The following is a 26,718-nucleotide window of genomic DNA, read 5'->3' as shown; positions in this document are numbered from 1 at the left end:
GGCACCAACCTCCGGGAAAGTCGCTCCACGCGGGCTGCGCGGCGCTCGATCCCGGGGTGGACGACCCATCCCCCGGTAGCCTGAACCGTTTCGGCCGGCTGGGTGCCCTCGACCACGGCCTGGGCGTACTGCTCGGTCTGCAGCAGGCCGGGGACGAACGAGGACTCGTAGGCCCGGATCGAGGAGGCCTCGGCCTCCAGGCCGATGTAGACGCTGTAGGGGGTCGGCATGTCGTTGAAGTCGTGCCACCAGCCGCGCTGGCGGGACTCCCGGGCCATCTCCATCAGGCTGGCCCGCATCGCCTCGTCGGTCACGTTGTAGACGTCGCAGAGGTCGCGGACGTCCCGCTGGCTGATGCTGCGGCGGCCGTTCTCCAGCCGGCTGATCTTCGACTGGGAGACCATCAGCCGGCCGGCCACCTCCTCCGCCGTCATGGCCAGGCCCTCGCGGAGTTTTCGCAGCTCGGAGCCCAGGCGCCTGCGGCGCACGGTGGGATTGATGTTCGCGGACACGTCGACCTCCGGCCGGACCTCTGGTGATCGTTGGAACGGCAGTCCTCGGAACACTGTGGAAATTGGGACCAACCCCCCTGACTTTGAGCAGCATGACACCTTGGATCAGATCGGCGCCGGGGAATCACAGGAGCGCAATAGAACGGATCATCGGAAAAGCGCTTCGGTGAGACGGCGGGCACCCCTGAGTGGTAAGGCGGCGATGCGGCTGGATCCGGTGGTACTGGGACGGCGGTGCGGGCGTCACCGACGCCCGCACATGTGCTGGTGGCACGTGCGGAGGCGGTCCCGGTCCGGCTCCGTCGAGCGGGTCCGGCCCGCCTTCGGGGACGGCGGAGGGGCGGCCGCCCGGCGACTTCCGTCGCGGGCGACCGCCCCTCCGTGCTGCTGGTCGCTCACCGCCGGGTGGCGGCGTGAGCGGTACGGCGAGCGCCGGGCCGTGCGCGGGTCCGGTGCTGGCCGGCGGTGCTGGCCGATGGTGCGGTGGAGCGGTGGTCCTTCGTGCGGTGTGCTGCGTGCGCTGCCCGGTGCCCGGCACCCGGCGTCCTTAGTCGGGCCGCATCAGCGGACGCCCACGCGGGGCGCCACGACCTGGCCGCCGGCCGTACTGCGGCCCGCCGCACGATGGCCCGGGCGGCCCGCACCGGCCTGCGCACCGCCCGAGGATGAACGGTTCTGCTGGGACGGCAGGCCGTTCTGCACGTCCATCACGGCGTGCGCGACCATCCCGCCCAGCGGGTCGTACCGGATCAGGTCGCGCAGCCGCGACCGTGAGGACCGGCCCTCATTGCCGGGGTACAGGTGCTTGCCCAGACCCACCGAGTGGGCCAGGGCGGCGAGCGCGGCCGTCCGCGGGTCCGGCGGCACGCCGGTGCGGATCGCGGTGTCCAGCCGCTGCTTGATCGCGGCGTTGGTGCAGTCGTCGGACGCCTGGTAACGCGTCGTCGGCAGCACCCCGCACACCTGGCCCGGCACGGCCGTGACCATGCCGCACCGCTCCAGGTGCGCCAGGTAGGTCTGCCGCAGCCCCAGCCGGGGCCCGCCGATCCAGTGCGCGGCACGGACCGGGCTGCCGCGTCGGCGCAGCAGCTCCAGTGCGTGGTCAAGCGTCGGGTCGCCGGTCGGCCGTGGCAGCACCACGGCGATCCGGTCGCCCTCCGGGACGATCCGTCCGGCCAGGGACAGCTCGACGAGCTGCGCCCCGGCGAGTCCTAGGTCGAGGGTCTGCGGCTGCGCCGTGGTACCCGTGGTCGGGTCCAAGGCGAGCAGCAAGAGTTCCTCGGGAACAGTTCTGCGGCTCTTGCCCATCCAAGCCTCCCCGCGTGGATGGGAAACAGCGTGACGCCTCTCACACGGGCTTGTCGAGTACGCCTCCGAATCGTGACCTTGCGTACGAGGCGGGGAACCGGCGGCGCGGGGCCCGGCGTCTGAGCGGTGAACAGCTCGCGGTGCGGCCGTGCGGCGGCAATAAGCGCCGGTCGGGCGGGGTGGGGGCGGCCGGAACGGCCGCGGTGGCGGAGACTGTACAGGTACACGGGGCGGGGCGTCGGCTTCCCGAAATCGGGTCTGCCGGTGCCCCGCCGGGCGTTGAGGAGGCTGGGTTACGTGGGCGAGTCCCCCGACAGGGTGCTGCGGGACGGCGAGCGGGCGCGGGAGGAGCGGGGCGGGGAGCGTAAGCGACCGGACGATGCCGACGGCAGGCCGGAGACGGCGGCCGGCGCGGACGACGCGGCCGGCGGGGACGACGCGGCCGGCGGGGCCGCTGACGCCGCCGATGCCGGTGCCGCTGACGCCGGATCCGCCCCGGACGGCGGGTCGGCCGGGGCGCCGTCCGGAACGGCCCGGGCCGGCTCCACCGTGCAGCTCCGGGTCCGGGATGTGGACACCAGGACCACGATGCTCCGGCTGCCCGTCGACAACGCGACCACCGCCCTTCGACTGCCGCCGGAACTCACCACTCCGGCTGCCGAGGACGACGAGTCCACAGCTGACGACGGGTCGGACGGCTCCGCCGACGGTGCGTCGGCGAAGGACGGGGCGGCCGCCCGGGCAGCCGGCCGCCCCGCCGGCGCCGACCCCCGTCTCGCCCTCCGGACGCCGGCGGCCGAGCCGTCCGAGCCGTCCGAGCCGGCGGAGGAGCGGGCCGCGGAACCGGGCGCGAAGCCGAAGGCGACGGCGGACGGGAAGGCCGCCGCGACGTCGGACGGGAACGCCGCCGCGAAGTCCGCGAAGTCCGCGAAGCCCGCGGAGAAGGAGGGGAAGGAGGCGGAGAACGGCGCGGAGAAGCCGGTGACGGCGAAGGCCGAGAAGCTGGAGAAGCCCCTCTCCGGGAAGACCCTCTCCCTGAGGACCGCCGCCGCGGCGACGGCCGCCGCCGCAGCCGCGCTCCCCGCCGCCGGCAAGAGCACCGCCGGGACGGACGCCGCCGCGAGCGCCGCCGCCGCGAAGGGTGCCGCCGAGAAGACCCCCGGCGTGGGCACCGTCCCCGAGCCCCCCGCGCCGCGCCCGCTGCCCGAACCGTCCCCCGTCCCCGAGCCGGTGCCCGAGCCGCACCCCGAGCCCGCGCCCGTCCCCGAACCGGAGCCGACGCCCGCGCCGGAGCCGCTGCCGAAGCCGGCGCCCGCGCCGAAGCCGGAGCCCGGGCCGGCCCCCGAGCCGCTGCCCACCCCGGACCCGCAGCCGGTCCCGCCCGTCCCGCCGCTGCCGGCGCCGGGGCCGCTGCCCGCCCCCGGGCCGCTGTCCCGCCCGGACGCGGCCGTCACCGAGCCGCTGCCCGGACCCGACCGGCTGCGCAGCACCGAGCCGATGCCCGGCCCGGCGACGACCGCCGAGGCGATGGAGGTGCTGGCGGCGCTCAACGCCCGCCCGGTGTCACCGCTGCGCCGCGCGCTCAAGCGGATCACCATCTGGACCGTCTTCCTCGCCCTCGTGTTCGGCGTGCTGGTGGTGGCCCAGCTGCTCCGCCCGCTGCCGGACGCCAAGGTCAGGCAGACCGTCGCGGGCAGCTTCAACTTCGGCGGCGACGCGCTCGACCTGGCCTGGCCGGCCAAGGGCCAGTCGGCCGCCGAGGTGGTCGGCGTCGGCAGCCTCGGCAGCTCCGGCCAGGACACGCCGGCCTCGATCGCCAGCGTCACCAAGGTCATGAACGCCTACCTGATCCTCCAGGCGCACCCGCTGAAGAAGGGGGAGAGCGGCCCGAAGATCACCGTCGACAAGCAGGCCGCGCAGGAGTCCGGGAACACCGACGAGTCCCGGGTCACGCTGACCGAGGGCCAGCAGCTCAGCCAGTACCAGGCGCTGGAACTGCTGATGCTGCCCTCGGCCAACAACGTGGCGCGGCTGCTGGCGCGCTGGGACTCCGGCTCGGAGGACGTGTTCGTCAAGAAGATGAACGACACCGCCGCCAAGCTCGGGATGGCCAACACCACCTACACCGACCCGGCCGGCTTCAACGAGGCGACCAAGAGCACCGCCAAGGACCAGCTGAAGCTGGCGGAGCAGGCGATGCAGGACGAGATCTTCCGGCAGATCGTGTCCACCCCGGACACCACCCTCGGCAACCAGAAGATCTTCAACACCAACACCCTGATCAACGCGAAGACCGGGGTCATCGGTGTCAAGACCGGCTCCAGCACCCCGGCCGGCGGCTGCCTGATGTGGGCCGCGTACAAGGAGATCGGCGGTGTGAAGCGGCTGATCCTCGGCGTCACCCTGGGCCAGCCGGCCACCTCCTCCGCGCCCGCCGACGGGATCCTGCCGACGGTGCTGAAGGTCAGCGGCAAGCAGATCCAGGCGGCCCAGAACGGGCTGACCGGGCAGACCCTGGCCAAGCAGGGCGACGTGGTCGGCAAGGTCGACGACGGCCTCGGCGGCAGCGTCCCGGTCGTCGCCGGCAAGGAGCTCGTCGCGGCCGGCTTCCCCGGCGTGTCCGGCACCCTCACCCTGGACCCGTCGAAGCTCGGCCACACCGCGAAGGCCGGCACCCAGGTCGGCGTGCTGAGCGTGGGCTCGGGGGAGAACCGGGCCGAGGTCCCGGTGCTCCTGCAGAGCGACCTCGCGCCCCCGTCCATCCTGTCCCGCCTCACCCGGCTGCTCTGACGGCGGCCCCGCAGGCCGCCGTGCGCAGCTGACGGAGCGGGAAGTCGGCCGGTCCGACCTCCCGCTCCGTCGGCGTTTCCGGGCCGGGCGGGACCGGCGGGCCGGTCAGAGCCGGCGCCCGCCCCACCGCCCCGGCTCGGTGCGGGTGCCCAGCCACTCGGCGACCGGCTCCTCCTCGGCCAGCACCCGGCCCAGGGCGATCGACAGCGTCAACGCGGCGAAGGTCACGATCAGCCAGGAGAGACCGGTGAAGATCACCCCGTAGGGCCCGAACTGGCCCACGCTGTGCGACATCGCCTTCGGCAGGTAGACCCGCGCCGCGATCCCCAGGCCGACCACCGCCACCCCGCAGAGCAGCGAGCCCGGCAGCAACGGCAGCCAGCGCACCCGGGCGGCCAGCAGCAGGTGCTGCGTCCACCACCACATGACCGTCCCGAGCACGAAGGTCAGCGGGAGCCCCAGCCAGGCGCCCGCGCCGAAGCCGTCCCGGACGGAGCTCTGGAACACCAGGCAGACCAGCCAGACCAGCAGCCAGACCAGCCAGCGCCAGGCCGCGATCCTGGTCCCCGACTTGGGCAGCTCCCAGCAGCGCTCGCAGACCCGCTGCACCGCCCGGCTGAGCGCCGTCGCCGACAGCAGCGTGACCAGCGCGCCGGCCGCCCCGAAGCTGGTCTCCTGGTCGTGACCGGTCTGCAGCAGCTGCTGCACCGACTGCGCCGCCGAACCCTCGATGCCCAGCTCCCTGCGGAGGGTGTGCACCACGCCGTTGCGGACCGAGGCCGGGGCGAAGACCGCCAGCACGAACAGCGCGGGCAGGGCGCTCAGGAAGGCCTGGGCGGCCAGGCGGGTGGCGCAGTCCAGCAGATTCACCCGAAGGAGGTGCTGGAGTGCCCGCCGGAGCACCGGCACCTGTTCGGGCAGCCCGCGTGCGAACGCGACCAGCTCGGCCGTCCGCGCCTTCCACCGGGCCACCCGGCCGGCCCGTTGCCCGCTCACGGACCCGTCCGCCGGTTCCGCCCGCCGGAGCCCCGTCTGCCGGAGCCCCGCACGCCCGGCAGCACCGCCGGGGCGCCTGCCCCGCCGCGAGGCCGCCGGTCGCCGATGCTCCGCACTGGACTCCCTCCTCCGCCTCGCACCGCCCGTCCCCGGCACCCGCCCTCCGCCCGGGGTGCGGGGCCGTCGACGGCAGGCCAGGAGGCGCGACGCGGCCGCGGACGGGCGGGCGGAGCCGCCCTGGTCGCCGTGCTCCATGGTCACCCGCCCTCCGAGCCCCCGCATCCGGGGGCGACGGCGGGCGGAACCGGCGGGCCGCGGCAGTCCGGGCCGCGGCAGTCCGGTCAGCGGGCGGTGCGGTCAGTGGGCGGTGCGGTCCAGGAGGGCGAGGGTGACGCCGCCGAGGGGGGTGACACGGCCGGGGGCGCCGTAGCGCGAGCGGAGGGCCTGGGCCTGGTCACCGGGCATGGCGGCGAGCGGCTCGGTGGTGTCCCCGAGTACCAGGAGCCATATCCGCTGCCCCTGCCCCACGCACTCCTCCGGCCGCGGGCAGGCCGCGGGGAAGAGGTCCTCCGCCTGTACGGCGCTGCGCTGGACGAACACCGGGTACGGCTGCACGTCCGGCGGCAGGTAGTAGGAGATCCCGGTCCCGACCATCGCCCAGCTCTGGTTGCCGAGCGGCGTCGCGATGCCGTCCCCGGGCCGGTAGCCGGCCGCGATCAGCTCGGCGGCCGCCCGGTACGGCTCGCGGGAGTAGGAGTGCGAGCCCGGGTAGCGGACCGAGGACTGCGTGGGCAGCGCCACCAGCGCGGGCACCGCCAGCAGCCCCAGCGCCAGCACCACCCCGGCCGTCCGGACCTGCCGCGGGGTCCGGCTGCGCCGCGCCGCCGCCGCGATCGTGGTGTACACCGCGCGCACCCCGCCGCCGGCCAGCGCCGCCCAGGCCGGGACGGTGAACAGCAGGTACCGGTCGACGAAGTACGAGGTGCTGCCGCGCGACACCAGCCAGACCGCCACCACCGGCGTCACCGCGAGCAGCAGCAGCTGGCCCGCGGGCAGCCGCCGCCCGGGCAGCACCAGCACCAGCAGGGCGAGCAGGACGAAGACGTGGAACACCCCGGCCGAGCCGAACAGCGGCTCGCCGAAGAGCCGCAGCTGGGTGAAGGTCGGCTTGCCGATCCAGCCCAGCTGGCGCCCGGACTGCCGGCTGCCCAGCACCAGCACCGGCACCACCGGGAGGGACGCCACGGCCACCGCGAGCGGGTACTGCCAGAGCAGCCGCCGCACCCCGCCCGCGCCCCGGACCCGCCAGAGGTGCAGCAGCACCAGCCCGGCCTGCCCGGCGAGGGTGCTGAAGGAGATCAGGTGGCCCGCACCGGCCACCGCCATCGCCGCGCAGTACGGCGCCCAGCGCCGCAGCCCGGGCCGTTCGAGGGCGCGCAGCAGGAACCAGGTCGCCGCGGCGACCGCGCAGGTCACCAGGGCGTACGAGCGGGCCTCCTGGGCGTAGCGGGAGACCAGCGGCACCACGGCGAACAGCAGCCCGCCGCTCATCGCCGCCACCCGGCCGCCGAACAGCCGCTGCGCGGTGAGCGCCACGAACGCCGCCGCGCCGGCCATGGCCAGCACCGAGGGGAGCCGCAGGGCGATGGTGGAGTCGCCGCACACCGTCGTCCAGCCGTGCATCAGCAGGTAGTACGCGCCGTTGCTGGCGTCGACGTGCTGGAGCAGCCGCAGCAGGTCCCCGGACGACCGGGTGGCCACGGTCCACGTCGCCACCTCGTCGCGCCAGAGCTCCGGTGTGCCGAGCCGGTACCCGCCGACGGCGAGCATGGCCAGCGCGGGCCACAGCCACACCTGCCCCAGCAGGCGGAGAGCCGGGTGCGGGGTGGCAGCTGGTCTCATCGGGCGGGCCTTCGCGGTCGTGCGGGAGGGTGCGGTCCCTGGCAGGCTACTGGACGCGCCCTGACGCCTTGTCGGCAGTCGTCCCCCGAGGCGGCCCGGTGCGGGCCGCGCCTGGCGGGCCGTCACCAGCGGTGGTGGACCCGGGCCCGGATCCGCCGGTCGTAGAGCTCGCGGACGGCGTCCAGGGTGGGCCCGGGCAGGGCGGGCAGTGCGGCGGCGGCGGAGTTGGCGCGGGCCTGACCGGCGTTGCGGGCGCCGGGGATCACGGTGGTCACCCCGGGCTGCTGGATGATCCAGCGCAGCGCCGTCTGGGCCGGGGTGGCACCCTCCGGGGCCAGCGCGGCGAACTCGGCGGCCGCCTCCACGCCGGTGTCGTAGTCCACTCCGGAGAAGGTCTCGCCGACGTCGAACGAGGAGCCGTCGCGGTTGTAGGCGCGGTGGTCCTCGGGCGCGAAGACGGTGTCGTGCCGGTACTTCCCGGACAGCAGGCCGGACGCGAGCGGGACCCGCGCGATGACGGCCACGCCCGCCTCGTGCGCGGCGCCCAGCACCTCGGTGAGCGGCTTCTGCCGGAACGGGTTGATGATGATCTGCACACCGGCCACGTGCGGCCGGGCGATCGCCTCCAGCGCCTCCGCACACGTCTCCACGCTGACGCCGTACGCGGCGGTCCGCTTCTCGGCCACCAGCGTGTCGAGCGCCTCGTAGACCGCGGGAGTGCGGTACACCGCGGTCGGCGGGCAGTGCAGCTGGACCAGGTCGAGCGTCTCGACGCCCAGGTTCTCCCGCGAACGGTCGTTCCAGCGGCGGAAGTTGTCCAGCGTGAACTCCGCGGGGTCCTGCGGCCCGCGGCGGCCCATCTTGGTCGCGACGACGATCCCGCCCGGCCGGGCCGGCCCGAGGCCGCGCAGGAACGCCCCGATCAGCCGCTCGCTGCGCCCGTCGCCGTAGACGTCGGCGGTGTCCAGGAAGGTCACCCCGGAGTCCACCGCGGCGGCCAGCACGGCCAGGGCGTCGTCATCGGCCACCTGCCCCCAGTCCGCCCCGAGCTGCCACGTCCCCAGCCCGATCACCGACAGGCCCCGCCCGAGCCTGCCCGCCGTCCGCTCCTCCATGCCGACCGTCCTCCGGATCTCACCACCGCCGGCCCGGCCGGGCCCGGCCCACGCATTCTGGCAAGCCCGGCCCGCAAAACGGCCCGCCTCGCCCGCCGACACCCCGCACTCCTCGGCCACCCCCCGCACCCCGGAAACCCCAGCACCCGCGCGACCCCCGATCCGGTACGCTGTCCACCGAGTGCGCCTCAGTAGCTCAGGGGATAGAGCACGGCTCTCCTAAAGCCGGTGTCGCAGGTTCGAATCCTGCCTGGGGCACAGCGGGAACGACCCGAGGGGAAGCCCCGGACCACACGTGGTCCGGGGCTTCCGCCGTTACGGGCGGGGTGCGGGCGCGGCCCGGCGGCGGTCCTGACGATGTGTCACGGGCTGCCGGGCGGCGGCGTCCGTCGGGCGGAGGCGGGGGCGTCCGCCGGGCGGCGGTGGTGCGCCTCGGCGGACCGTGCGTCGGGCCGGTCGGCGGTGCTCCCGGGGGCCGGGTCGTGGCGGTCCGGCCCGGCCGGGGTGACCCCGGTCGAGGTGACCCCGCTCGGAGTGGCGCCGGTCGGGGAGACCAGGACGCGCTGGACCCGGGGTCTGGTCCGCCAGTTGACCCGCCGGACGTCCCGGGCGAGGGCGCCGGGCCGCCAGAGCTCGACGGCGACGGTGACCGTGCCCAGCACGATCCCGGCGGCGAGCCAGCCGCCCAGCACGTCGCTCGGCCAGTGCACCCCGAGGGCGATCCTGGTCCAGCCGACGGCCAGCACGGCCAGTGCGGCGACGGAGCAGGCGGCGATCCGCCCGCCGCGCCCGGTCCGCGACCAGAACAGCCCGACCAGGACGGCGCAGGTGATGGCGGAGGCCATCGCGTGCCCGGAGGGGAAGGCCGGGCCCCCGGCGTGCGAGACCGGGTCGGCGAAGGCCGGGCGCTCCCGGTCGAAGGCGAGCTTGAACGCCCACTGCGCGCCCCAGCCGGCCAGCGTCTGCGCCGCCACCCAGCAGGCCAGCACCCGCGCCCCGATCAGCCAGAGCCAGAGCGCGGCGATGCCGAGCAGCGTCCGCATGGTGACCGTGCCGCCGATGTCGGAGAGCGTCTGCATCGCGGCGGTCCACGCGGTGTGGTCGCGCGCGTAGCGGTGCAGGCCGTCGGTCCAGGCGTGGTCGAGCCGGTCGAGCGGGTGCCAGCCGGTCTGCACCAGGGCCGCCAGGGCGGCGAACAGCGCGGCGCAGGCGATCGCGAGCGCCGTGTGCCGGAGCAGATGGCGACTACGCGGGGTGATGCGCGCCGTGCGGTTGGTCAGGTGCATGGCTGACACCTTCCCAGTGTGGTGTGCGGATCGGGCGCCGGGCCGATAGCGATTTGGCATCTTTTGTGGGGAGGACCTGCGCGCGCCGGAGTGTGGGCGCGGCGCGCCCCGGGAACGTCGGCGGCGGTCCGGGGGTTTCACGAAGTGCGGGGTCTGCGAAGAACCGGCGCCCGGTCCGAACCGGTCGTCCACCTGGCACCCGGTGCATCGGCGCGGTCACCCTCCGTCCATGACCGGGGTGAAAACCGGCAGGATACTGCATCGCTGGAAGAATCTGAGCGACTTGGGAATGTTGTCCGGAATCTGTTCGTTGGATCGTTACGTGTGAGCCCCGCGGGGCCCGCACTTCTTGCCCTCTCAGGGCAGGCAGGCAGACCTCGGCAACACCAGCAAAGGGAGCAAGCATGGCCACCCGTGCCGTCGTTCGCGACAGGGCCGACCGGACTCGCGCGGCCCGCCCGACCAACCTTGAGGCCGACCGTGACCTGGTCGGTATGTACCTCGACGAGATCGCCAGGACGCCCCTGCTCGATGCCGCCGAGGAGGTCGAGCTCTCGCTGCGGATCGAGGCCGGCGTGTACGCCCAGCACCTGATGGACGAAGGAGAGCTGCCCGAGGGCGTCAAGCGCGAGGAGCTCGAGGCGATAGCCGAGGACGCGGAACGCGCCAAGGACGTCTTCATCCGGTCCAACCTCCGTCTCGTGGTCGCGGTCGCCCGGCGCTACCCGCGCAGCGGCCTGCCGCTCCTCGACCTCATCCAGGAGGGCAACGCAGGCCTGGTCCGGGCGGTCGAGAAGTTCGACTACGCGAAGGGCTTCAAGTTCTCCACCTACGCGACGTGGTGGATCCGGCAGGCGATCACCCGGTCCATCGCCGACCAGTCGCGGACCATCCGGCTGCCCGTCCACCTGGTCGAGGAGCTCGGCCGGATCCGGCGGGTGCAGCGCGAGAAGTCCAAGGAACTGGGCCGCGAGGCCGAGCCGGCCGAGATCGCGGCCGAGCTGGACACCACCGAGGCCCGGATCAAGGACGTGCTCGACTGGGCGCGCGACCCGGTCAGCCTCAACATGTCCGTCGACGACGAGGGCGAGACCCAGTTCGGCGACCTCGTCGAGGACACCGGGGCGACGTCCCCCGAGGACGCCGTGATGGTCATGCTCCGCCGCGAGGAGCTGGACGACCTGATCGGGCGCCTGGACGACCGCACGGCGTCGATCATCCGGTCGCGGTACGGGATGGAGGACGGCCGCGAGCGCACCCTGACCGAGGTCGGCAAGCAGCACGGGCTCACCCGCGAGCGGATCCGCCAGATCGAGAAGCACGCGCTGGCCGAGCTGAAGAAGATCGCCGACCATGCGGGCTTCGAGGCCGCCTGACGCTGCTGCCGCCGACCACTGCCCCGGGCCCCGGGCGCGGACCACTCCGCGCCCGGGGCCGGCGTGTGTGCGGGAGCGGGTCGCCCGGCGGCCGCGGAGTGTGAAGACGGCCCTAGGCTGGAGGAGTGGACGATGTGCGAGACGGAGACGGCCCGGTGACCGGGCAGAACCCCGGGCGGGCCGACGTGACCGCGGACGAGACCGTGACCGCCGACGTGACCGCGGACGTGACCGCCGACGAGACCGCGGCCGGGCCGGAGGCGGGTGCCCCGGCGCCCGGTGCCCCCGCAGCGCCTGCGGCCGCCAGGACCGCGGCCCGGCTGGTCTTCCGCGACCCGCTGGACCAGCAGTCCCGGGACGACACCGACACCGGCTGGGGCGAGCGCCCGGGCGGCGGCGGTGGCGGCGGGCGGGGGCTGGACTGGTACCTGAGCCAGCGCCCGCCGCACCACGGCGGCTGAGCGCGGCGGGCGCCCGGCCCGCCGCGGGGGTGCTCAGCGCTGCTGCGTGACCAGCGCGTCGCGGATCTCGGTGAGCAGGACGACCTCCTTGGCCTCGGCCTCCGCCTGCTCCTCGGCGAGGGTCTTCCGCTTGGCGGTGAACCTGATCATCGGCAGCACCACGCAGAAGTAGACGACGGCCGCGGTGATCAGGAACTGCAGCGCCGCGCTCAGCACCGATCCCCAGAGGATCAGGATGCCGGACGTGACCTCGCCGCTCGCGCTCATTTCGCACGGGCCCTTGATGCAGGACGTGTAGGAGTCCAGGTCCTTGGGCCCGAACGCACCGACGAGCGGGTTGATCACGCCCTTGACGAAGGCGTTGACGATGTTGGTGAACGCCGCACCGATGACCACGGCGACGGCGAGATCGACGACGTTCCCGCGCAGCAGGAATTCCTTGAAGCCCTTCATGCCGCGTGAACGACGAGGCCGCCGAACGGTCACGGGTGATCTTCGCCGGACTCCGACGGACAACCCGTTCGGTGGACCGGTGCGGTCGCGGGCGGCGGCAGCCCCGCCCGCGCGGGCCCGAAAGCCAGCGCGGCGGCCACCGCGAGCAGCAGCACGGCCGGCACGCCGGGCCGGTGCCGGAGGGCCTGCCGGAGCCGGTGGCCGCGCCCGCCCCCGCGTCGGATCGGCGGGAACGGCGGCACCTCGCGCCGCGGCGGGACGGCCGGTGCGGGCAGCGGCAGGGGGAACGGGCGGGGGAGGCCCGCGGTCGTCGTCATGGGGGCACCACCGGTGGTCGCAGGGCGCCGGCCCGCGGCGGGCCGGCTTCTCGTGACGCACACTCTGGGCGGTCGGCGTTCGCGGGGGAACGCCTTTCCCCCAGCCTGTGGACAACCCGGCCCTGTGGAAAACCTCCGTCACCCGCAGGAAGGAATCCGGGGCACCGGGTTGACCCGGGAACGGCGCAAGGCCCGCCGGCCCCGCCGGAAGCGGGGCCAACGGGCCTTGCGAAAAACCTGGGGTCAGCCGGCCGGCTTCGCCGCGGCCGCCGGAGCCGGGCTCGCCGCCGGAGCGGAGCCGCCCGAGGACGGGGCCGAGGAAGCCGACGAGGTCGAGGACGACGAGGACGAACCCGCGCCCACCGAGCTGCTGGAGGACGAGCGGCTGTCGGTCCGGTAGAAGCCGGAACCCTTGAAGACCACACCCACGGCCGAGAAGACCTTGCGGAGCCGTCCCTGGCAGTCGGGGCACGTGGTCAGCGCCTCGTCGGTGAACTTCTGCACCGCCTCCAGGCCGTTGCCGCACTCGGTGCACTGGTACTGGTACGTGGGCACTTGTCTTCCTCCTGGCACTCTCGCCTGATGAGTGCTAACGATGGTCAATGATGCGGCATTCCGCTGGATCAGTCCAGCGACTCGAATGTGAGATGAGCCGGGGACGGCCGCCCGCCGGCCGCCCCCCGACCGCCTCGCCGCCGCCCGGCAACCGCCCCGCAGCAGCCCCACAGCAGCCCCCGCGACCCGTGCTCAGCCCTTCGCCGCCCCCACCAGCTGCCGTGCCACGGCCCGCTCGCCGGTGCCCGCGACCACGCTGCTCACCGCGGTCGGCGCGACCAGCAGGTGCCGCAGCGCGACCAGCGCGACCAGGCCCAGCCCGGCCCCTGCCACCGGCACCAGGAACCCGGCCGACGGCCCGTGGCCGTCGATCAGCCGCCCGGCCACGGTGGACCCGGCCGCCAGGCCGAGGCCGATGGCGCCGGTCAGCCAGGTGAAGGCCTCGGTCTTGGCACCGTCCGCGACCAGCGTCTCGACCAGGGTGTACCCGGTGATCAGCGTGGGCGCGATGGCCAGGCCGCAGACCAGGCCGGCGACGGAGAGTGCGACCAGGTCGGGCATCGCCCAGAGCGTCGAGCAGCCCAGCACCAGCAGCGCGTAGCTGGCCAGCATCCGCTGCCGGGCGGCCCGGCGCCAGGCGACCATGCCGTACAGCACGCCGGCCAGCATCGAGCCGCCGGCGAAGATCCCGTACACCGTGCCGTTGGCGCCCGGCTGGCCGACCGACTCGGTGAAGGCGGTCACCGAGACCTGCATCGCGCCGAAGACGCTGCCGACGCCGAGGAAGGCGCCGGCCAGCAGCCGGACGCCCGGCGAGGAGAGCGCGGAGACCCGGGCGGCGCCCGGCTGCCGCGGGTGCCGGGCCGGGGAGGTGCGGCGCTGGGTGGCGAAGGCCAGACCGCCGACGACGGTCAGCGCGGCCTCGGCGACCAGCCCGGTGGCGGGGTTGACCGAGGTGGCGATGGCACCGGCCAGCACCGGGCCGATCACGAAGGTGAACTCGTCGGTCACCGACTCGAAGGCGAACGCGGTGTTCAGCTTGGCGGGCGGTGCGCCCTCGGCGGAGAGCTTGGCGACCCAGCGGGCGCGCACCATCGCGCCGATCTGCGGCACGCTGGCGCCGGCCGGCGCGGCGGCCAGCAGCAGGGCCCAGACCGGGGCGTGCCCCAGCGCCAGCGCGATCAGCGCGCCGACCGAGACCGCGTGCACGGCCACGGTGGGCACCAGGACGGCGGCCTGCCCGTACCGGTCGGCCAGCCGGCCCGTCTGCGGGCCGACCAGGGCCTGGGCCACGGCCGAGACGGCCGCGACGGTGCCGGCCGTGCCGTACGAGCCGTGGGTGTCGAGGACCAGCAGCACGATGCCCAGACTCAGCATCGCGTAGGGCAGCCGCGCGGCGAACGCGGGGGCCAGGAACGTCCAGGCGCCCGGGGTGCGCAGCAGCGCGCCGTACCCGATGCGGGCGGGCGGTGCGGTGTCCGTGGTGGCGTCCGCGGGGACGCCGTCGTTCTCGACCGTTCGGCGGGCCGTCACGGTCGGTCCTTCCTGCTGCCTGGTAGCGCGGAAGGGGCATGGGGTGGCCCCGACGGCGCCGAGAGTCGTCCTCTCGCGCGTCGACCGGGGTAGATACCGGGCCGGGTCGGCTTGGGTGCCGAGGCCGGGCCGCGGCCGCCGAGCGGTCGCGCCAACTCTGCGTCAGGCAGATGCTGGGGGTGTAGCAACCATTATACGTTACGCGCGTAGATGTCGCGCCGACCTCGACAATACAGGACCAGTCCAAACCTGTCCTGCCAAGTCAAGGTGAACGCCGCGCGAAGCCTTCGGGCTGTCGGCCCTGCCGCCCTCAGGTGCCCCGCCCGTGCAGCCAGCCGGCGAGCTTGCCGCCCTTGTCCACGGCCCGCAGCCGGCGTTCCGCGGCCTCGCTCACCTCGTCCGTGGTGACCACCAGCAGCTCGTCGCCGCCGCGCAGTACCGTCGCCTTGTCGGGCACGAAGCTGCTCCCCTCGCGGACCACCAGGGTGACCGCCGCGCCGGCCGGCAGCCGCAGCTCGCCGATCTCCACGCCCGACATCCTCGACGTCGGCGACAGCGCCACCGACAGCAGGTGTCCGTGCAGCTTCTCCAGCGGGGCGGACTCGATGCCGAGGTCCTGGCCCATCGACCCCTCGCCGATCCGCAGCCAGCGGGCGACCAGCGGCAGAGTCGGGCCCTGGAGCAGGGTGAAGACGACGACCAGGATGAAGACGATGTTGAAGACGTCCTGGGCCATCGGCGCGCCGGACACCATCGGGATGGTGGCGAGCACGATGGGCACCGCCCCGCGCAGCCCGGCCCAGCTCAGCAGGGCCTGCTCGCGGCCGGGCAGCTTGAACGGCGTCAGGGTCAGCACCACCGAGAGCGGCCGGGCCACGAACACCAGGACGGCGCCGATCACCAGCGCGGGCACCACGGAGGAGCCCATCGTCTCGGGGGTGCAGAGCAGACCGAGCAGGACGAACATCCCGATCTGCCCGATCCAGGCCAGGCCGTCGGCGAAGCCGCGGACGGCGGGGCCGTGCGGCAGCTTGGCGTTGCCGAGGATGACGGCACTGATGTAGACGGCGAGGAAGCCGGAGCCGTGCAGCAGTGCGCCGCCCGCGTAGGCGAGCACGGTGAGCGCCATGACGGCGATCGGGTAGAGGCCGGAGGACGGCAGGGCGACGTGCTTGATCCCGAACGCGCCCAGCTTGCCGACCGCGAAACCGACCGCGGCGCCGATCGCCAGCTCGGCGGCGATCGTGCCGACCAGGACGTACCAGGAGTCCAGCTCGCCGGCGGTGGCGAAGGCGACGACCAGGATGACCACGGGCGCGTCGTTGAAGCCGGACTCGGCCTCCAGTAGGCCGGTCAGCCGGTGCGGCAGCGGCACCATCCGCAGGACGGAGAAGACGGCCGCGGCGTCGGTCGAGGAGACGATCGCGCCGAGCAGCAGCGAGGTGCGCCAGTCCAGCCCGACCAGCCAGTGCGCGCCGGCCGCGGTGACGAAGACGCTGATCCCGACGCCGAGGGTGGCGAGCACGGTGGCGGCCGGCATCGCCGGTCTGACCTCGCGCCAGCTGGTCTTGAGGCCGCCCTCGGCCAGGATCACCACCAGGGCCGCGTAGCCGAGCACCTGGGTCAGCTCGGCGTTGTTGAAGGTGACGCCGATGCCGTTCTGGCCGAGCGCCACACCGATGCCGAGGTAGATCAGCAGGCTGGGCAGCCCCGACCGGGTCGAGATCCGCACGGCGACCACCGCGACCAGCAGGATCACGGAGAACTCGAGGAGCAGCTGGTTCAGGTGGTCGACATTCACGCAGGGGCACCTCGGGCAGGCTGGGGGCGGGCGGGGTGTCTGGCGGCGGTGAGGCCGGGAGTCGACCGGAAGGGAGGCGGACGGCAGGGCACGCCGATTGCTCCCCTTGCGGATCGTTACTCAGTCTAACATTTTGCCATATCTTTAGTTTCCTCCGTCACACGGCCCCCCACCTCTGCTTCTCCAGTGCTTCCCTGACCTCCTCCGATCCCACCGTGAGCGTCCCCCGTGCACGCCCGCGAGCCGAGTCGGCCTAATGTGGTGCCCTGTCACGGCCGAGTGCCCTGGACATGCCCGCCCGCCCCCCAGTCGAGGACCGCAAGGACCCAGATGCCCCGCTCGAAGAAGTTCCGGCGCGCCCGTCTGATCGTGATCGTGCTGGTCGTGCTGCTGGTGGCCGGCGTCGGCTACGGCGGCTACCGCGGGGTCACCGCGGTCCGCGCGTCCTTCCCGGAGGTCGACGGCAGCGTCAAGGTGGCGGGCCTGAGCGCGCCGGTCGACGTCAAGCGGGACGCCAACGGCATCCCGCAGCTCTACGCCGACACCCCCGAGGACCTGTTCCGGGCCCAGGGCTACGTCCAGGCCCAGGACCGCTTCTGGGAGATGGACGTCCGCCGGCACATCACCGCCGGCCGGCTCTCCGAGATGTTCGGCGACAGCCAGGTCGAGACCGACTCCTTCATCCGCACCATGGGCTGGCGCCAGGTCGCGCAGAAGGAGTTCGACACCCAGCTCGCGCCGGAGACCAAGAAGTACCTCCAGGCCTACGCGGACGGCGTCAACGCCTGGCTCGGCGAGCACCCCGGCGGTGAGCGCGCCTCGCTGGAGTACGCGCTGCTCGGCGTCGTCAACGGCGACTACAAGCCCGAGCAGTGGACGCCCGTCGACTCGGTGGCCTGGCTGAAGGCGATGGCCTGGAACCTCTCCGGGAACCTCCAGGAGGAGATCGACCGCTCGCTGCTCGCCCAGGACTTCAGCCCGGAGAAGATCGCCGAGCTGTACCCGGAGTACCCGTACGCGGCCAACGGCACGATCGTGAAGACCGGCACCGTGAGCGGCGACACCTACCGCCAGGCCGACGGCTCCGGCCAGCCCGCCGCGGGCGCCCCCGGCACCACCACCCAGGGCGCGGCCGCCACCAAGGCGATGCTCAAGGACGTCACCGACCGGATCGACGCGATGCCGCAGCTGCTCGGGCGCCAGGGCCAGGGCATCGGTTCCAACTCCTGGGTGGTGGCCGGCACGCACACCACCACCGGCAAGCCGCTGCTGGCCAACGACCCGCACCTCGGCCCCGGCCTGCCCTCGGTCTGGTACCAGATGGGCCTGCACTGCCGCACCACCTCCGCCGCCTGCCAGTACGACGTCTCGGGCTTCACCTTCGCCGGCATGCCGGGCGTGGTGATCGGCCACAACAAGGACGTCGCCTGGGGCTTCACCAACCTCGGCGCCGACGTCACCGACCTCTTCCTGGAGAAGGTGACCGGCCCGGAGACCTACCAGGTCGACGGCAAGGACGTGAAGTTCGAGCTCCGCAAGGAGACCATCAAGGTGGCCGGCGGCGAGGACCGCACCATCACCGTCCGGACCACCCAGACCGGCGCCCCGCTGATCTCCGACCAGAGCACCGAGCAGCAGAACGTCGGCAAGTACGCGCCCAACGGCACCTCCGCCCCCGACCGCGGCACCGGCGGCTACGGCGTCGCCCTGCAGTGGACGGCGCTCAGCCCCGGCAAGACCATGGACGCCGTCTTCGAGCTGGACCGGGCGAAGGGCTGGGAGGACTTCCGGAACGCCGCCAAGGACTTCGCCGTCCCGGCGCAGAACCTGATCTACGCCGACGCGAAGAACATCGGCTACCAGGCCCCCGGCGTCATCCCGCAGCGCGGCAAGGGCGACGGCACCTACCCGGCCCCCGGCTGGGACTCCGCCTACCAGTGGAAGAAGGACGCCGTCCCCTTCACCGCCCTGCCGTGGAGCCTCAACCCGCCGAGCGGCTACATCGTCACCGCCAACCAGGCCGTGGTCGACCCGTCGTACAAGTACCTGCTGACCAGGGACTGGGAGTACGGCACCCGGGCCAAGGAGATCACCGACCAGATCGAGCTCAAGCTCAAGAACAACGGCCGGATCTCGCCGGACGACATGAAGGAGATGCAGCTCGACAACACCAGCATCCTCGCCAAGACGCTGGTGCCGCTGCTGCTCAAGGTCCAGATCGACGACCCCTACGTGCGCGAGGCGCAGGACCTCCTGAAGGACTGGAACAACTACCACCAGGACGCCGACTCGGCCGCCGCCGCCTACTACAACGGCGTCTGGCGCCAGCTGCTCAGCCTCTCGTTCGGCCAGAAGTTCCCGGCCGACCTGCGGGCCAAGGACAACTGCCTGCTGGTCCGCCGGCAGACCGACCCGACCAAGCCGGACAGCAGCACCCAGATCGTCACCGAGTGCGGCACCCGGGACCCGGGCAAGGCCCAGCCGGACGGCGGCGACCGCTGGACCGAGGTGGTGCGCCAGCAGCTGCAGAAGCCCGACAGCAGCTGGTGGACGTACATCGACTCGGACCACAAGGAGCAGAAGGGCCTCGACAACCTGCTCGCCGAGGCCATGAAGAACGCCCGCCAGGACCTCACCGCGCTGCTCGGCAAGGACGTCTCCACCTGGAGCTGGGGCCGGCTGCACAAGCTGACCCTGCGCGAGCAGACCATGGGCACCGACGACTCCTCGATCGCCTCCGGCGCCGTCCACCGGCTGCTCAACCGCGGTCCGTACCGCCTCTCCGGCGGCTCGGCGGCGGTTGACGCGGCGGGCTGGAACGCGGCGGCCGGCTACGAGGTCGACTGGATCCCGTCCATGCGGATGGTGGTCGACCTGAGCGACCTCGACGCCTCGCGCTGGGTCAACGTCGGCGGCGCCTCCGGCCACGCCTTCCACGCCAACTACAACGACCAGACCGACCTGTGGCTCAAGGGGGACCTGCTGACCTGGGCCTTCTCGCCGGACGCGGTCGAGAAGTCGGCCAAGCACAAGCTGGTGCTCACCCCCGGCTGACCCGCCGTCCGGCCGAGCCCGCGGCCCGCCCCCGTCACCGGGGGCGGGCCGCCGCCGTCCGGGGCCGGACTATCCCAGCCGGTGCAGCCCCGACGGGGTGAGCGCCACGTCCACCGGCAGGTCGTGCGGCTCGGCCGGCACGCTCGCCAGCAGCTCGTGCTCGTACAGCAGCACGGCCAGCAGGGGGCGCACGCCCGCCCGCCCCAGCCGGGCCAGCACCCGGTCGTACGAGCCGCCGCCCCGGCCAAGCCGCAGGCCCCGCCGGTCCACCGCCAGCCCCGGCAGCAGCACCAGGTCCGCCCCGGTCACCGCCTCCGGCCCGAGCCGCTCGCCGGCCGGCTCCAGCAGCCCGCGCCCGGCCGGGGCCAGCGCCGCCGGGCCCGCGTACCCGGCCCAGTCCAGATCGTTGTCGGGCAGCAGCACCGGCAGCAGCACCCGCACCCCGCGCGCCAGCAGCGCGTCCAGCAGCGGCCTGGTCCCCGGCTCGGCACCGACCGACACGTACGCGGCCACCGTGGCCCCCGGCGCGGCCAGCTCCCCGGCGTGCCCCGCCAGCGCCAGCGCGGCCTCCTCCCGGGCCTGCGGCGGCAGTGCCCGCCGTTCCGACAGCAGCCGTGTCCTCAGCGCGCTCTTCTCGTTGTGCACGGGATGCTCCACGGCTCGATCCTCCACAGCTCTGTGCCGGTGACGCTCAGAGCCTGACACGCGGAAGGCGGCCCGATGTCCACTCCGCTGTTGGTCCAGGCCCTGGCCGGGCTGAGCGTCCCCGCACTGGCCGGCGCCACCGCGCTGGGGGTGCGACTGCGCCGCGCCGACCGGAGCGCCGCCGCCCGCGAGGGCCGGCTGCGCGAGCAGGTCGCCGGACTGGAGGCCCGCTGCGCCGAGCTGGAACGCACGGCCTCCTGCGACCCGCTCACCGGCGTCTGGAACTACCGGCACCTGCAGCTCACCCTGGACCGGGAGATCGAGCGCGCCCGCCGGGCCGAGCAGGCCGAGCACCAGGACGGGCGCCCGCTGGCCGTGCTGCTGCTGGAGATCGCCGGCTTCGAGGCGGTGGTCGCCGAGCACGGCCGGGCCCGGGCCAGCGCCGTGCTGCGCGACCTCGCCCAGCGGCTCGGGATGGAGATCCGCCGCTCCGACACCTTCGGCCGGTACAGCGGCGAGGACTTCATGGCCGTGCTGCCGGACACCGGGGCCGAGGGCGCCGCGCAGGTCGCCGAGCGGCTGGTCTGGTCGGTCCGCCGCCACCTGCTGCTGGACTGGTCCTCCGGCCCGCGCGAGGGCCGCCGCCCGCACGGCAACGGGCTGACCGCCGCCGTCGGCGTCGCGGTGCTGCCGGAGGACGGCACGCACGCCGCCGTGCTGCTCCGGGCCGCCGACGGGGCCCTCGGCCGGGCCCGCGGGGCCGGGGGCGACTGCTGGCGGGGAACGGCCTCCCCGGCGTCGGACACCGGTCCCGAAGCCGAGCGTGACCGTTCGGAAAAGGCGGGTAGTCTGTCGGCCTGTGCCGGAGAGGCCCCCCTCACCTCACCCGTCACTTCACCTCTGCCTGCCATCGTGGCCGGGCCCCGAGACGTGCTGTCATAGCCGCTCAACCGCGCTCGGCCAGGCGAAAACATGCCTTAGTAAGGTAAAACGCATGACGACGACCAGCTCCCGAATTCCGGTAACCAAGGCCGTGGTACCCGCGGCCGGACTGGGCACGCGCTTCCTTCCGGCCACCAAGGCCACTCCGAAGGAGATGCTGCCCGTCGTCGACAAGCCGGCGATCCAGTACGTCGTCGAAGAGGCGGCCGCCGCCGGGCTGTCCGACATACTGATGGTCACCGGCCGTAACAAGCGCGCCCTCGAGGACCACTTCGACCGTGCCTACGAGCTGGAGGAGCTGCTCGCCCGCAAGGGCGACCAGGACCGCCTCCGCCGGGTCCGCGAGTCCGTCGAGCTGGCCAACATGCACTACGTCCGCCAGGGCGACCCGAAGGGCCTCGGCCACGCCGTCTCGGTCGCCGAGCAGCACGTCGCCGGCCAGCCCTTCGCCGTCCTGCTCGGTGACGACCTGATCGACCCGCGCGACCCGCTGCTCTCCCGCATGATCGAGGTCCAGCAGGAGCTCGGCGGCTCGGTCGTCGCGCTGATGGAGGTCGACCCCTCCCAGATCCACCTGTACGGCTGCGCGGCCGTCAAGGCCAACGGCTTCGGCGAGGACGTCTTCCAGGTCACCGACCTGGTCGAGAAGCCCGACACCGGCGACGCCCCGTCGAACTACGCCGTCATCGGCCGCTACGTCCTCGACCCCTCGGTCTTCGACGTGCTGCGCGAGACCCCGCCCGGCCGCGGCGGCGAGATCCAGCTCACCGACGCCCTGCGCGAGCTGACCACCCGCGACGTCGAGTCCGGCGGCCAGGTGCACGGCGTCCTCTTCAAGGGCCGCCGGTACGACACCGGTGACCGCGCGGACTACCTGCGCGCTATCGTCCGACTGGCCTCCGAGCGCGAGGACCTGGGCCCGGAGTTCCGCTCCTGGCTCCGGGAGTTCGTCGCCTCCGAGCTGCAGGACTGACACACCGACCGAGAGCGAGAGCGCCGATGACCGGGTCCACGGAGAGCAGCACCACCCCCGCCGCCTGCTGCGGGGGATCCGCGGACCCGGCACCGGCCGCCCGCCCGCGCTTCTGGAGCGTCGACGAGCACCTCGCCGACGTCCTGGCCGCCGTCGGCCCGCTGCCCGCGATCGAGCTCCGGCTGCTGGACGCCCAGGGCTGCGCGCTGGACGAGGACGTGCTCGCCGACGGCGACCTGCCGCCCTTCGACAACAGCTCGATGGACGGCTACGCCCTTCGCACCGCCGACACCGCGGGCGCCACCGCCGAGTACCCCTCGGTGCTGTCCGTGGTCGGTGACATCGCGGCCGGCGCCGGCGACCTGCCGAAGGTCGGTCCCGGCCAGGCGGCCCGGATCATGACCGGCGCGCCCGTCCCGCCCGGCGCCCGGGCCGTCGCCCCGGTCGAGTGGACCGACGGCGGCAGCGGCAGCGGACAGGCCGCCGACGCGATGGCCGCCCCCGTCGAGGACGAGGAGGTCCGGGTCCTGCGCCCGGTCTCCGAGGGCGCCCACATCCGCCGCCGCGGCAGCGACGTCGCGGCCGGCTCGCGGGTCCTGGAGGCCGGCACCCGGCTCGGACCCGCCCAGCTCGGCCTGCTCGCCGCGATCGGCCGCGCCACCGTCAAGGTCCGCCCGCGCCCGCGGGTGGTGGTCCTCTCCACCGGCAGCGAGCTGGTCCAGCCCGGCGAGCCGGTCGGCCCCGGCCAGATCGCCGACTCCAACAGCTTCACCCTCACCGCCGCGGCCCGGGACGCCGGCGCCATCGCCTACCGGGTCGGCGGCGTGCCCGACGACGCGGCGCGGCTGCGCGCCGTCCTGGAGGACCAGCTCGGCCGGGCCGACCTGATCGTCACCAGCGGCGGTGTCAGCGTCGGCGCGTACGACGTGGTCAAGGAGGTCTTCGAGTCCTACGGCGGGGTGGACTTCCGCCGGCTGCGGATGCAGCCCGGCAAGCCGCAGGGCTTCGGCCGGATCGGCGCCGGGGTGGCCGGGCCCGGCGGCGCCGGCGTGCCGCTGCTGGCCCTGCCGGGCAACCCGGTCAGCGCCTACATCTCCTTCGAGCTGTTCGTCCGCCCGGTGATCCGCACCATGCTCGGCGCCCCCGACGTCCACCGCCCGGTGGTCCGGGCGCTCTGCCCGGCGGCGCTGCACTCGCCCGCCGGACGGCGGCAGTTCCTGCGCGGCCGCTACGACGCGGCGGCCGGCGTCGTCGAGCCGGTCGGCGGCGCCGGGTCCCACCTGGTCGGCGCGCTGGCCCGGGCGGACTGCCTGATCACCGTCCCCGAGGACGTCACCGAGCTGCCCGCCGGCAGCGAGGTGGACGTCGTCCTGCTCGGCGGCTGACCGGCCGGCACAGCCGCCGGCCCGCTCGTGCGGCGGGCCGTCTCGCGGACGCGGCCCGTCCCACGCCACGGCCGGGACGGGGGGTACGGTAGCGCGGTATTCGACCTGCGCGCCCCTGGAGCACCCCGTGACCACCTCACCACCCGGCGACCGCCTCACCCACGTCGACGACCAGGGCGCGGCCCGGATGGTCGACGTCTCCGAGAAGGCCACCACCGCGCGCACCGCCGTCGCGGCCGGCCGGGTCCGGGTCTCGCCGCGGGTGGTCGAGCTGCTGCGCGGCGAGGGTGTGCCCAAGGGCGACGCCCTCGCCGTCGCCCGGATCGCCGGGATCATGGGCGCCAAGAAGACGCCGGACCTGATCCCGCTCTGCCACCCGATCGCGGTCTCCGGGGTCAAGGTCGACCTCGCGGTCGCCGACGACGCCGTCGAGATCACCGCGACCGTGAAGACCGCCGACCGCACCGGCGTCGAGATGGAGGCGCTCACCGCCGTCGCGGTGGCCGGGCTCACCGTGATCGACATGGTCAAGGCGGTCGACAAGGGCGCCACCATCGAGGCCGTCCGGGTGCTCAGCAAGACCGGCGGCAAGAGCGGCGACTGGTTCGCGCCGGAGGCCGCGCAGTGAGCGGGCTCATCATCGGAAGGTGCGGGTTGCGCGAAGCGCCTGCCGAGCGCAGCGAGGTGGGCGCATGAGGGCGCTGGCCGTCACCGTGTCCAACCGCGCCTCGGCCGGCGTCTACGAGGACAGGGGCGGCCCGCTGCTGGTCGCCGGCCTGCGGGCGATGGGCTTCACCGCCGACGGCCCCCGGGTCGTCCCCGACGGCGAACCGGTCGAGGCGGCCCTGCGGGAGGCCGTCGCGGCGGGTTACGACGTGGTGCTCACCACCGGCGGCACCGGCATCTCCCCGATGGACCTCACCCCCGAGATGACCGCGCGGGTCATCGACCGGCAGATCCCGGGCATCGCCGAGGCCGTCAGGGCGTACGGCCGCGAGAAGGTCCCGACCTCCGCGCTCTCCCGGGGGCTGGCCGGGCTGGCCGGACGTACCCTGATCGTCAACCTGCCGGGATCGACCGGAGGCGTCAAGGACGGCCTGGCCGTCCTGGAGCCGCTGCTCGCCCATGCCGTCGACCAGCTCGGCGGCGGGGACCACCCCCGGCCCGACGCGGCTGACCCCGGGAGAACGCACTGAACGCCGGCTGGCCGGTAGAACTCCACGAGGGGGACGTCACGCTGCGCCCGATCCGGGGCCGTGACCAGCGCGACTGGCAGGAGGTCAGCCAGCGCAACCGGGACTGGCTGCGCCGCTGGGAGGCCACCGTGCCGCCCGGCCCGGCCGGCCAGGGCATGGGCCAGCGCCCGACCTACCGGCAGATGGTCCGCTTCCTGCGCGGCGAGGCCTCGGCCGGGCGGATGCTGCCCTTCGTCGTGCTCTACAAGGGCCAGTTGGCCGGCCAGCTGACCGTCGGCGGGATCACCTGGGGGTCGATGTGCTCGGCGAACGTCGGGTACTGGGTCGACGAGGCGGTGGCCGGCCGCGGCATCATGCCGACCGCGGTGGCGCTTTCGGTGGACCACTGTTTCCGGACGCTCGGGCTGCACCGGATCGAGGTGTGCATCCGCCCGGAGAACGGGCCGAGCCGGCGGGTGGTGGAAAAGCTCGGGTTCCGTTCGGAGGGAATGCGGCCGCGCTATCTGCACATCGACGGCGACTGGCGGGACCACCTGGTGTACGCGCTCACCGCCGAGGAGGTCCCGGAGGGGATGCTGGAGCGGTGGCGGGCGCTCAGTTCCGGGCGCGGCCGGGGTAATTGAATACATGTTCGAACGAAATATCGATATGGCATCGGCGCGGCGACGGACGGGCACAAATGCCGGCAAAATAGTCGGAGAATCAGCTTGATCACACGACACGCCGTGCCAAATTGCTGCCAGGCCTTCCCCGTCGCCCGTACGGTGTGAAACGTGAGCAGTAGCGGCCTTATCTACGCCGTCATCGTAGGGGCCTGGGCCGCCTATCTCGTGCCGATGTGGCTCCGCAGGCAGGACGAGCTCAACGAGGCGCGTCCGACGGAACGCTTCAGCACCGCCATCCGCCTGCTGGCCGGGCGTTCGGCGCTGGAGCGGCGGGCATCCCGGGCCCTGGGCGACGAACCGCGTGACGACGAGCAGGACAGCGACGGCCCTCCCGGACGGGACGAGGCCGCCTCAGGCGACCCCGCGGTCGTCCTCGGGGAGCGCCTCGACGACGGCACCGGGGATGCCGGCGATGCCGGGGGGTCCCCGGACGCCGGGGAAGCCGGGGAATCCGTGGAGCCCGGGGAATCCGAGGAGCCCGGGGACGGGGAGGCCGCCGAGGGCGGTCCCGCGGTCGAGCGGGAACCCGGCCACCGGGCGGACCGCCCGGCCGAGCACCCGGCGGACGGCTCCGCCGGGCGCCGGGCCGGGGTCGAGCGCCGGGCGCTGCTGCTGGCCCGGCGGCGCCGGATGGTCAGCGCGCTCTTCCTGGCGTTCGCGCTGGGGGCGGTCGTCGCGGCGGTGGCCGGTCTGGCCTTCCTGTGGGTCCCGGCGGTGCCGGCGGCCCTCCTCACCCTCTACATCGGCCACCTGCGCAAGCTGGAGCGTCAGCGGTACGAGGTGAAGCTTGACCGGGCCCGGGCCGCCCAGGCCGCCGAGCGGCTGCGCGACCGCGAGCAGCGGCGCACCGAGGCCCGCCGGGCCGAGCAGCCGGCGCCGGACGCCCCCGAGGAGCCCGTTCCCGGCCGGCCGCACCTGCGGCTCGCCGCCGACCCGGCCCCGGCGGCCGACCCCGGTCCGGCCGGCGCCGCCTCGGCCTCCGCGGTGGCCGAGGCGACCGAGCACGAGGAGTGGGTCGACGGCATGCGCGAGCGCGGTGCGGCCGGCCCGGACTCCTGGGAGCCCGTGCCCGTGCCGCTGCCGACCTACGTCACCGCGCCGGTGGCCCCCCGGGTCACCCGCGGCCTCGACCTGTCGGCCCCCGGCACGTGGACCGCGGGCCGTCCCGCCGAGGCGCGCACCACGCCGCTCTTCGACCAGTACGCCGAGCCGTCCGCCCCCGAGGCCCGCCCGCGCGCGGCCAACGAATGACCCGGGCCACCCCCCGACCAGCACCGCATCCCGGGGGGTGGTCACAACCCCCCTCCGAAAGGTGCTAGAGTTTCTTCTCGTTGGGGCTGTGGCGCAGTCCGGTAGCGCACCTCGTTCGCATCGAGGGGGTCAGGGGTTCGAATCCCCTCAGCTCCACCCAACAGGAAGTCCTCGTGCTCCGCGGGGCCACCGACGCGAACGG

23 protein-coding genes and 2 tRNA genes are annotated in these 26,718 nt (G+C 74.1%); 13 read left to right on the top strand and 12 right to left on the bottom strand.

Annotation, left to right across the window (positions count from 1 at the left end):
- Both ABZ885_RS16570 and ABZ885_RS16565 read right to left on the bottom strand, forming a co-directional pair.
- Positions 1–512: Scr1 family TA system antitoxin-like transcriptional regulator (locus ABZ885_RS16570; protein ID WP_360188275.1), on the bottom strand; the 512-nt coding region annotated here is incomplete at its 3' end.
- A 561-nt stretch (positions 513–1,073) separates the two neighbouring features.
- Positions 1,074–1,820 carry a GPP34 family phosphoprotein gene (locus ABZ885_RS16565; protein ID WP_360188273.1) on the bottom strand — a complete coding sequence of 249 codons (747 nt, stop codon included), beginning with the start codon at positions 1,818–1,820 and terminating at the stop codon, positions 1,074–1,076.
- 297 nt (positions 1,821–2,117) lie between these two features.
- On the opposite strand from ABZ885_RS16565, the gene ABZ885_RS16560 reads away from it, so the two are divergent.
- Positions 2,118–4,610 (top strand): D-alanyl-D-alanine carboxypeptidase, encoded by a 2,493-nt coding sequence (locus ABZ885_RS16560; protein ID WP_360188271.1) that lies wholly within the window; start codon positions 2,118–2,120, stop codon positions 4,608–4,610.
- Between the two features lie 105 nt (positions 4,611–4,715).
- On the opposite strand, the gene ABZ885_RS16555 is transcribed toward ABZ885_RS16560, so the two are convergent.
- The 3 genes from ABZ885_RS16555 to ABZ885_RS16545 all read right to left on the bottom strand — a co-directional run bounded on the left by ABZ885_RS16555 (position 4,716) and on the right by ABZ885_RS16545 (position 8,623).
- On the bottom strand, positions 4,716–5,606 hold the full coding sequence (locus tag ABZ885_RS16555; RefSeq protein WP_360188269.1) for a YhjD/YihY/BrkB family envelope integrity protein: 891 nt from the start codon (positions 5,604–5,606) through the stop codon (positions 4,716–4,718).
- Positions 5,607–5,963: 357 nt separating this feature from the next.
- A complete protein-coding gene (locus ABZ885_RS16550) occupies positions 5,964–7,508 on the bottom strand; it encodes a glycosyltransferase family 39 protein (protein ID WP_360188267.1) in 1,545 nt (514 codons plus the stop codon).
- Positions 7,509–7,630: 122 nt separating this feature from the next.
- The gene (locus ABZ885_RS16545; RefSeq protein WP_360188265.1) at positions 7,631–8,623 is read right to left on the bottom strand and encodes an aldo/keto reductase; all 993 of its coding nucleotides are present in this window, start codon (positions 8,621–8,623) and stop codon (positions 7,631–7,633) included.
- Between the two features lie 185 nt (positions 8,624–8,808).
- Here ABZ885_RS16545 and ABZ885_RS16540 point away from each other — a divergent pair.
- Positions 8,809–8,881 (top strand) — tRNA-Arg (locus ABZ885_RS16540).
- A gap of 104 nt (positions 8,882–8,985) precedes the next feature.
- Here ABZ885_RS16540 and ABZ885_RS16535 read toward each other — a convergent pair.
- Positions 8,986–9,909 (bottom strand): phosphatase PAP2 family protein, encoded by a 924-nt coding sequence (locus tag ABZ885_RS16535; protein ID WP_360188263.1) that lies wholly within the window; start codon positions 9,907–9,909, stop codon positions 8,986–8,988.
- Between the two features lie 404 nt (positions 9,910–10,313).
- Between ABZ885_RS16535 and ABZ885_RS16530 the strand changes: the two genes are divergently transcribed.
- Both ABZ885_RS16530 and ABZ885_RS16525 read left to right on the top strand, forming a co-directional pair.
- Entirely contained in the window at positions 10,314–11,285 is a 972-nt protein-coding gene (locus ABZ885_RS16530) for a sigma-70 family RNA polymerase sigma factor (protein ID WP_360188261.1), read from the top strand.
- 125 nt (positions 11,286–11,410) lie between these two features.
- Complete coding sequence (locus ABZ885_RS16525; protein WP_360188259.1) at positions 11,411–11,746, top strand: hypothetical protein; 336 nt, start codon at positions 11,411–11,413, stop codon at positions 11,744–11,746.
- Between the two features lie 33 nt (positions 11,747–11,779).
- Here ABZ885_RS16525 and mscL read toward each other — a convergent pair whose 3' ends face one another.
- The 5 genes from mscL to ABZ885_RS16500 form a co-directional block, all read right to left on the bottom strand.
- The gene (mscL, locus tag ABZ885_RS16520; RefSeq protein WP_360188258.1) at positions 11,780–12,199 is read right to left on the bottom strand and encodes a large conductance mechanosensitive channel protein MscL; all 420 of its coding nucleotides are present in this window, start codon (positions 12,197–12,199) and stop codon (positions 11,780–11,782) included.
- Between the two features lie 29 nt (positions 12,200–12,228).
- Positions 12,229–12,516, bottom strand: coding sequence for a hypothetical protein (locus ABZ885_RS16515; protein ID WP_360188256.1), 288 nt, complete (start codon positions 12,514–12,516; stop codon positions 12,229–12,231).
- 243 nt (positions 12,517–12,759) lie between these two features.
- Entirely contained in the window at positions 12,760–13,071 is a 312-nt protein-coding gene (locus ABZ885_RS16510; RefSeq protein WP_360188254.1) for an FmdB family zinc ribbon protein, read from the bottom strand.
- A gap of 192 nt (positions 13,072–13,263) precedes the next feature.
- The gene (locus ABZ885_RS16505; RefSeq protein ID WP_360188279.1) at positions 13,264–14,529 is read right to left on the bottom strand and encodes an MFS transporter; all 1,266 of its coding nucleotides are present in this window, start codon (positions 14,527–14,529) and stop codon (positions 13,264–13,266) included.
- Between the two features lie 385 nt (positions 14,530–14,914).
- On the bottom strand, positions 14,915–16,405 hold the full coding sequence (locus tag ABZ885_RS16500) for a potassium/proton antiporter (protein WP_360188252.1): 1,491 nt from the start codon (positions 16,403–16,405) through the stop codon (positions 14,915–14,917).
- A gap of 330 nt (positions 16,406–16,735) precedes the next feature.
- Between ABZ885_RS16500 and ABZ885_RS16495 the strand changes: the two genes are divergently transcribed.
- Positions 16,736–19,459 (top strand): penicillin acylase family protein, encoded by a 2,724-nt coding sequence (locus ABZ885_RS16495; protein WP_360188250.1) that lies wholly within the window; start codon positions 16,736–16,738, stop codon positions 19,457–19,459.
- Between the two features lie 69 nt (positions 19,460–19,528).
- Here the strand turns inward: ABZ885_RS16495 and ABZ885_RS16490 are convergent, their stop codons facing one another.
- Entirely contained in the window at positions 19,529–20,116 is a 588-nt protein-coding gene (locus tag ABZ885_RS16490; protein WP_360188249.1) for a 5-formyltetrahydrofolate cyclo-ligase, read from the bottom strand.
- Positions 20,117–20,179: 63 nt separating this feature from the next.
- Here ABZ885_RS16490 and ABZ885_RS16485 point away from each other — a divergent pair, with 63 nt between their 5' ends.
- The 8 genes from ABZ885_RS16485 to ABZ885_RS16450 all read left to right on the top strand — a co-directional run bounded on the left by ABZ885_RS16485 (position 20,180) and on the right by ABZ885_RS16450 (position 26,672).
- Positions 20,180–21,046 carry a GGDEF domain-containing protein gene (locus tag ABZ885_RS16485; protein WP_360188247.1) on the top strand — a complete coding sequence of 289 codons (867 nt, stop codon included), beginning with the start codon at positions 20,180–20,182 and terminating at the stop codon, positions 21,044–21,046.
- A gap of 52 nt (positions 21,047–21,098) precedes the next feature.
- Positions 21,099–22,019 carry a UTP--glucose-1-phosphate uridylyltransferase GalU gene (gene galU, locus ABZ885_RS16480; protein ID WP_360188245.1) on the top strand — a complete coding sequence of 307 codons (921 nt, stop codon included), beginning with the start codon at positions 21,099–21,101 and terminating at the stop codon, positions 22,017–22,019.
- Between the two features lie 26 nt (positions 22,020–22,045).
- A complete protein-coding gene (gene glp / locus ABZ885_RS16475) occupies positions 22,046–23,404 on the top strand; it encodes a gephyrin-like molybdotransferase Glp (protein WP_360188244.1) in 1,359 nt (452 codons plus the stop codon).
- Between the two features lie 127 nt (positions 23,405–23,531).
- On the top strand, positions 23,532–24,032 hold the full coding sequence (moaC, locus tag ABZ885_RS16470) for a cyclic pyranopterin monophosphate synthase MoaC (RefSeq protein ID WP_360188243.1): 501 nt from the start codon (positions 23,532–23,534) through the stop codon (positions 24,030–24,032).
- A gap of 64 nt (positions 24,033–24,096) precedes the next feature.
- Positions 24,097–24,600: a MogA/MoaB family molybdenum cofactor biosynthesis protein gene (locus ABZ885_RS16465; protein WP_360188241.1), complete on the top strand. Its 504-nt coding sequence runs from the start codon at positions 24,097–24,099 to the stop codon at positions 24,598–24,600.
- Positions 24,597–25,223 (top strand): GNAT family protein, encoded by a 627-nt coding sequence (locus ABZ885_RS16460; RefSeq protein WP_360188277.1) that lies wholly within the window; start codon positions 24,597–24,599, stop codon positions 25,221–25,223. Before ABZ885_RS16465 ends, ABZ885_RS16460 begins: the two co-directional genes overlap by 4 nt.
- A 150-nt stretch (positions 25,224–25,373) precedes the next feature.
- Positions 25,374–26,516, top strand: coding sequence for a gephyrin-like molybdotransferase receptor GlpR (gene glpR, locus ABZ885_RS16455; protein WP_360188239.1), 1,143 nt, complete (start codon positions 25,374–25,376; stop codon positions 26,514–26,516).
- A gap of 82 nt (positions 26,517–26,598) precedes the next feature.
- Positions 26,599–26,672, top strand: a tRNA-Ala gene (locus ABZ885_RS16450).
- Positions 26,673–26,718: the final 46 nt, after the last annotated feature.

The organism is Kitasatospora sp. NPDC047058 (assembly GCF_040643935.1).
Classification (GTDB): Bacteria; Actinomycetota; Actinomycetes; order Streptomycetales; family Streptomycetaceae; genus Kitasatospora.
Note: the sequence above shows the minus strand (reverse complement) of the source record. Positions and strands in the feature narration are given on the sequence as shown.

Excerpts from the sequence above, each read along its gene's own strand:
- ABZ885_RS16565 (WP_360188273.1), bottom strand. The coding sequence starts at position 1,820 with ATGGGCAAGAGCCGCAGAACTGTTCCCGAGGAACTCTTGCTGCTCGCC.
- ABZ885_RS16550 (WP_360188267.1), bottom strand. The coding sequence starts at position 7,508 with ATGAGACCAGCTGCCACCCCGCACCCGGCTCTCCGCCTGCTGGGGCAG.
- ABZ885_RS16545 (WP_360188265.1), bottom strand. The coding sequence starts at position 8,623 with ATGGAGGAGCGGACGGCGGGCAGGCTCGGGCGGGGCCTGTCGGTGATC.
- ABZ885_RS16535 (WP_360188263.1), bottom strand. The coding sequence starts at position 9,909 with ATGCACCTGACCAACCGCACGGCGCGCATCACCCCGCGTAGTCGCCAT.
- ABZ885_RS16530 (WP_360188261.1), top strand. The coding sequence starts at position 10,314 with ATGGCCACCCGTGCCGTCGTTCGCGACAGGGCCGACCGGACTCGCGCG.
- mscL (WP_360188258.1), bottom strand. The coding sequence starts at position 12,199 with ATGAAGGGCTTCAAGGAATTCCTGCTGCGCGGGAACGTCGTCGATCTC.
- ABZ885_RS16515 (WP_360188256.1), bottom strand. The coding sequence starts at position 12,516 with ATGACGACGACCGCGGGCCTCCCCCGCCCGTTCCCCCTGCCGCTGCCC.
- ABZ885_RS16495 (WP_360188250.1), top strand. The coding sequence starts at position 16,736 with ATGCCCCGCTCGAAGAAGTTCCGGCGCGCCCGTCTGATCGTGATCGTG.
- ABZ885_RS16485 (WP_360188247.1), top strand. The coding sequence starts at position 20,180 with ATGTCCACTCCGCTGTTGGTCCAGGCCCTGGCCGGGCTGAGCGTCCCC.
- galU (WP_360188245.1), top strand. The coding sequence starts at position 21,099 with ATGACGACGACCAGCTCCCGAATTCCGGTAACCAAGGCCGTGGTACCC.
- glp (WP_360188244.1), top strand. The coding sequence starts at position 22,046 with ATGACCGGGTCCACGGAGAGCAGCACCACCCCCGCCGCCTGCTGCGGG.
- ABZ885_RS16465 (WP_360188241.1), top strand. The coding sequence starts at position 24,097 with ATGAGGGCGCTGGCCGTCACCGTGTCCAACCGCGCCTCGGCCGGCGTC.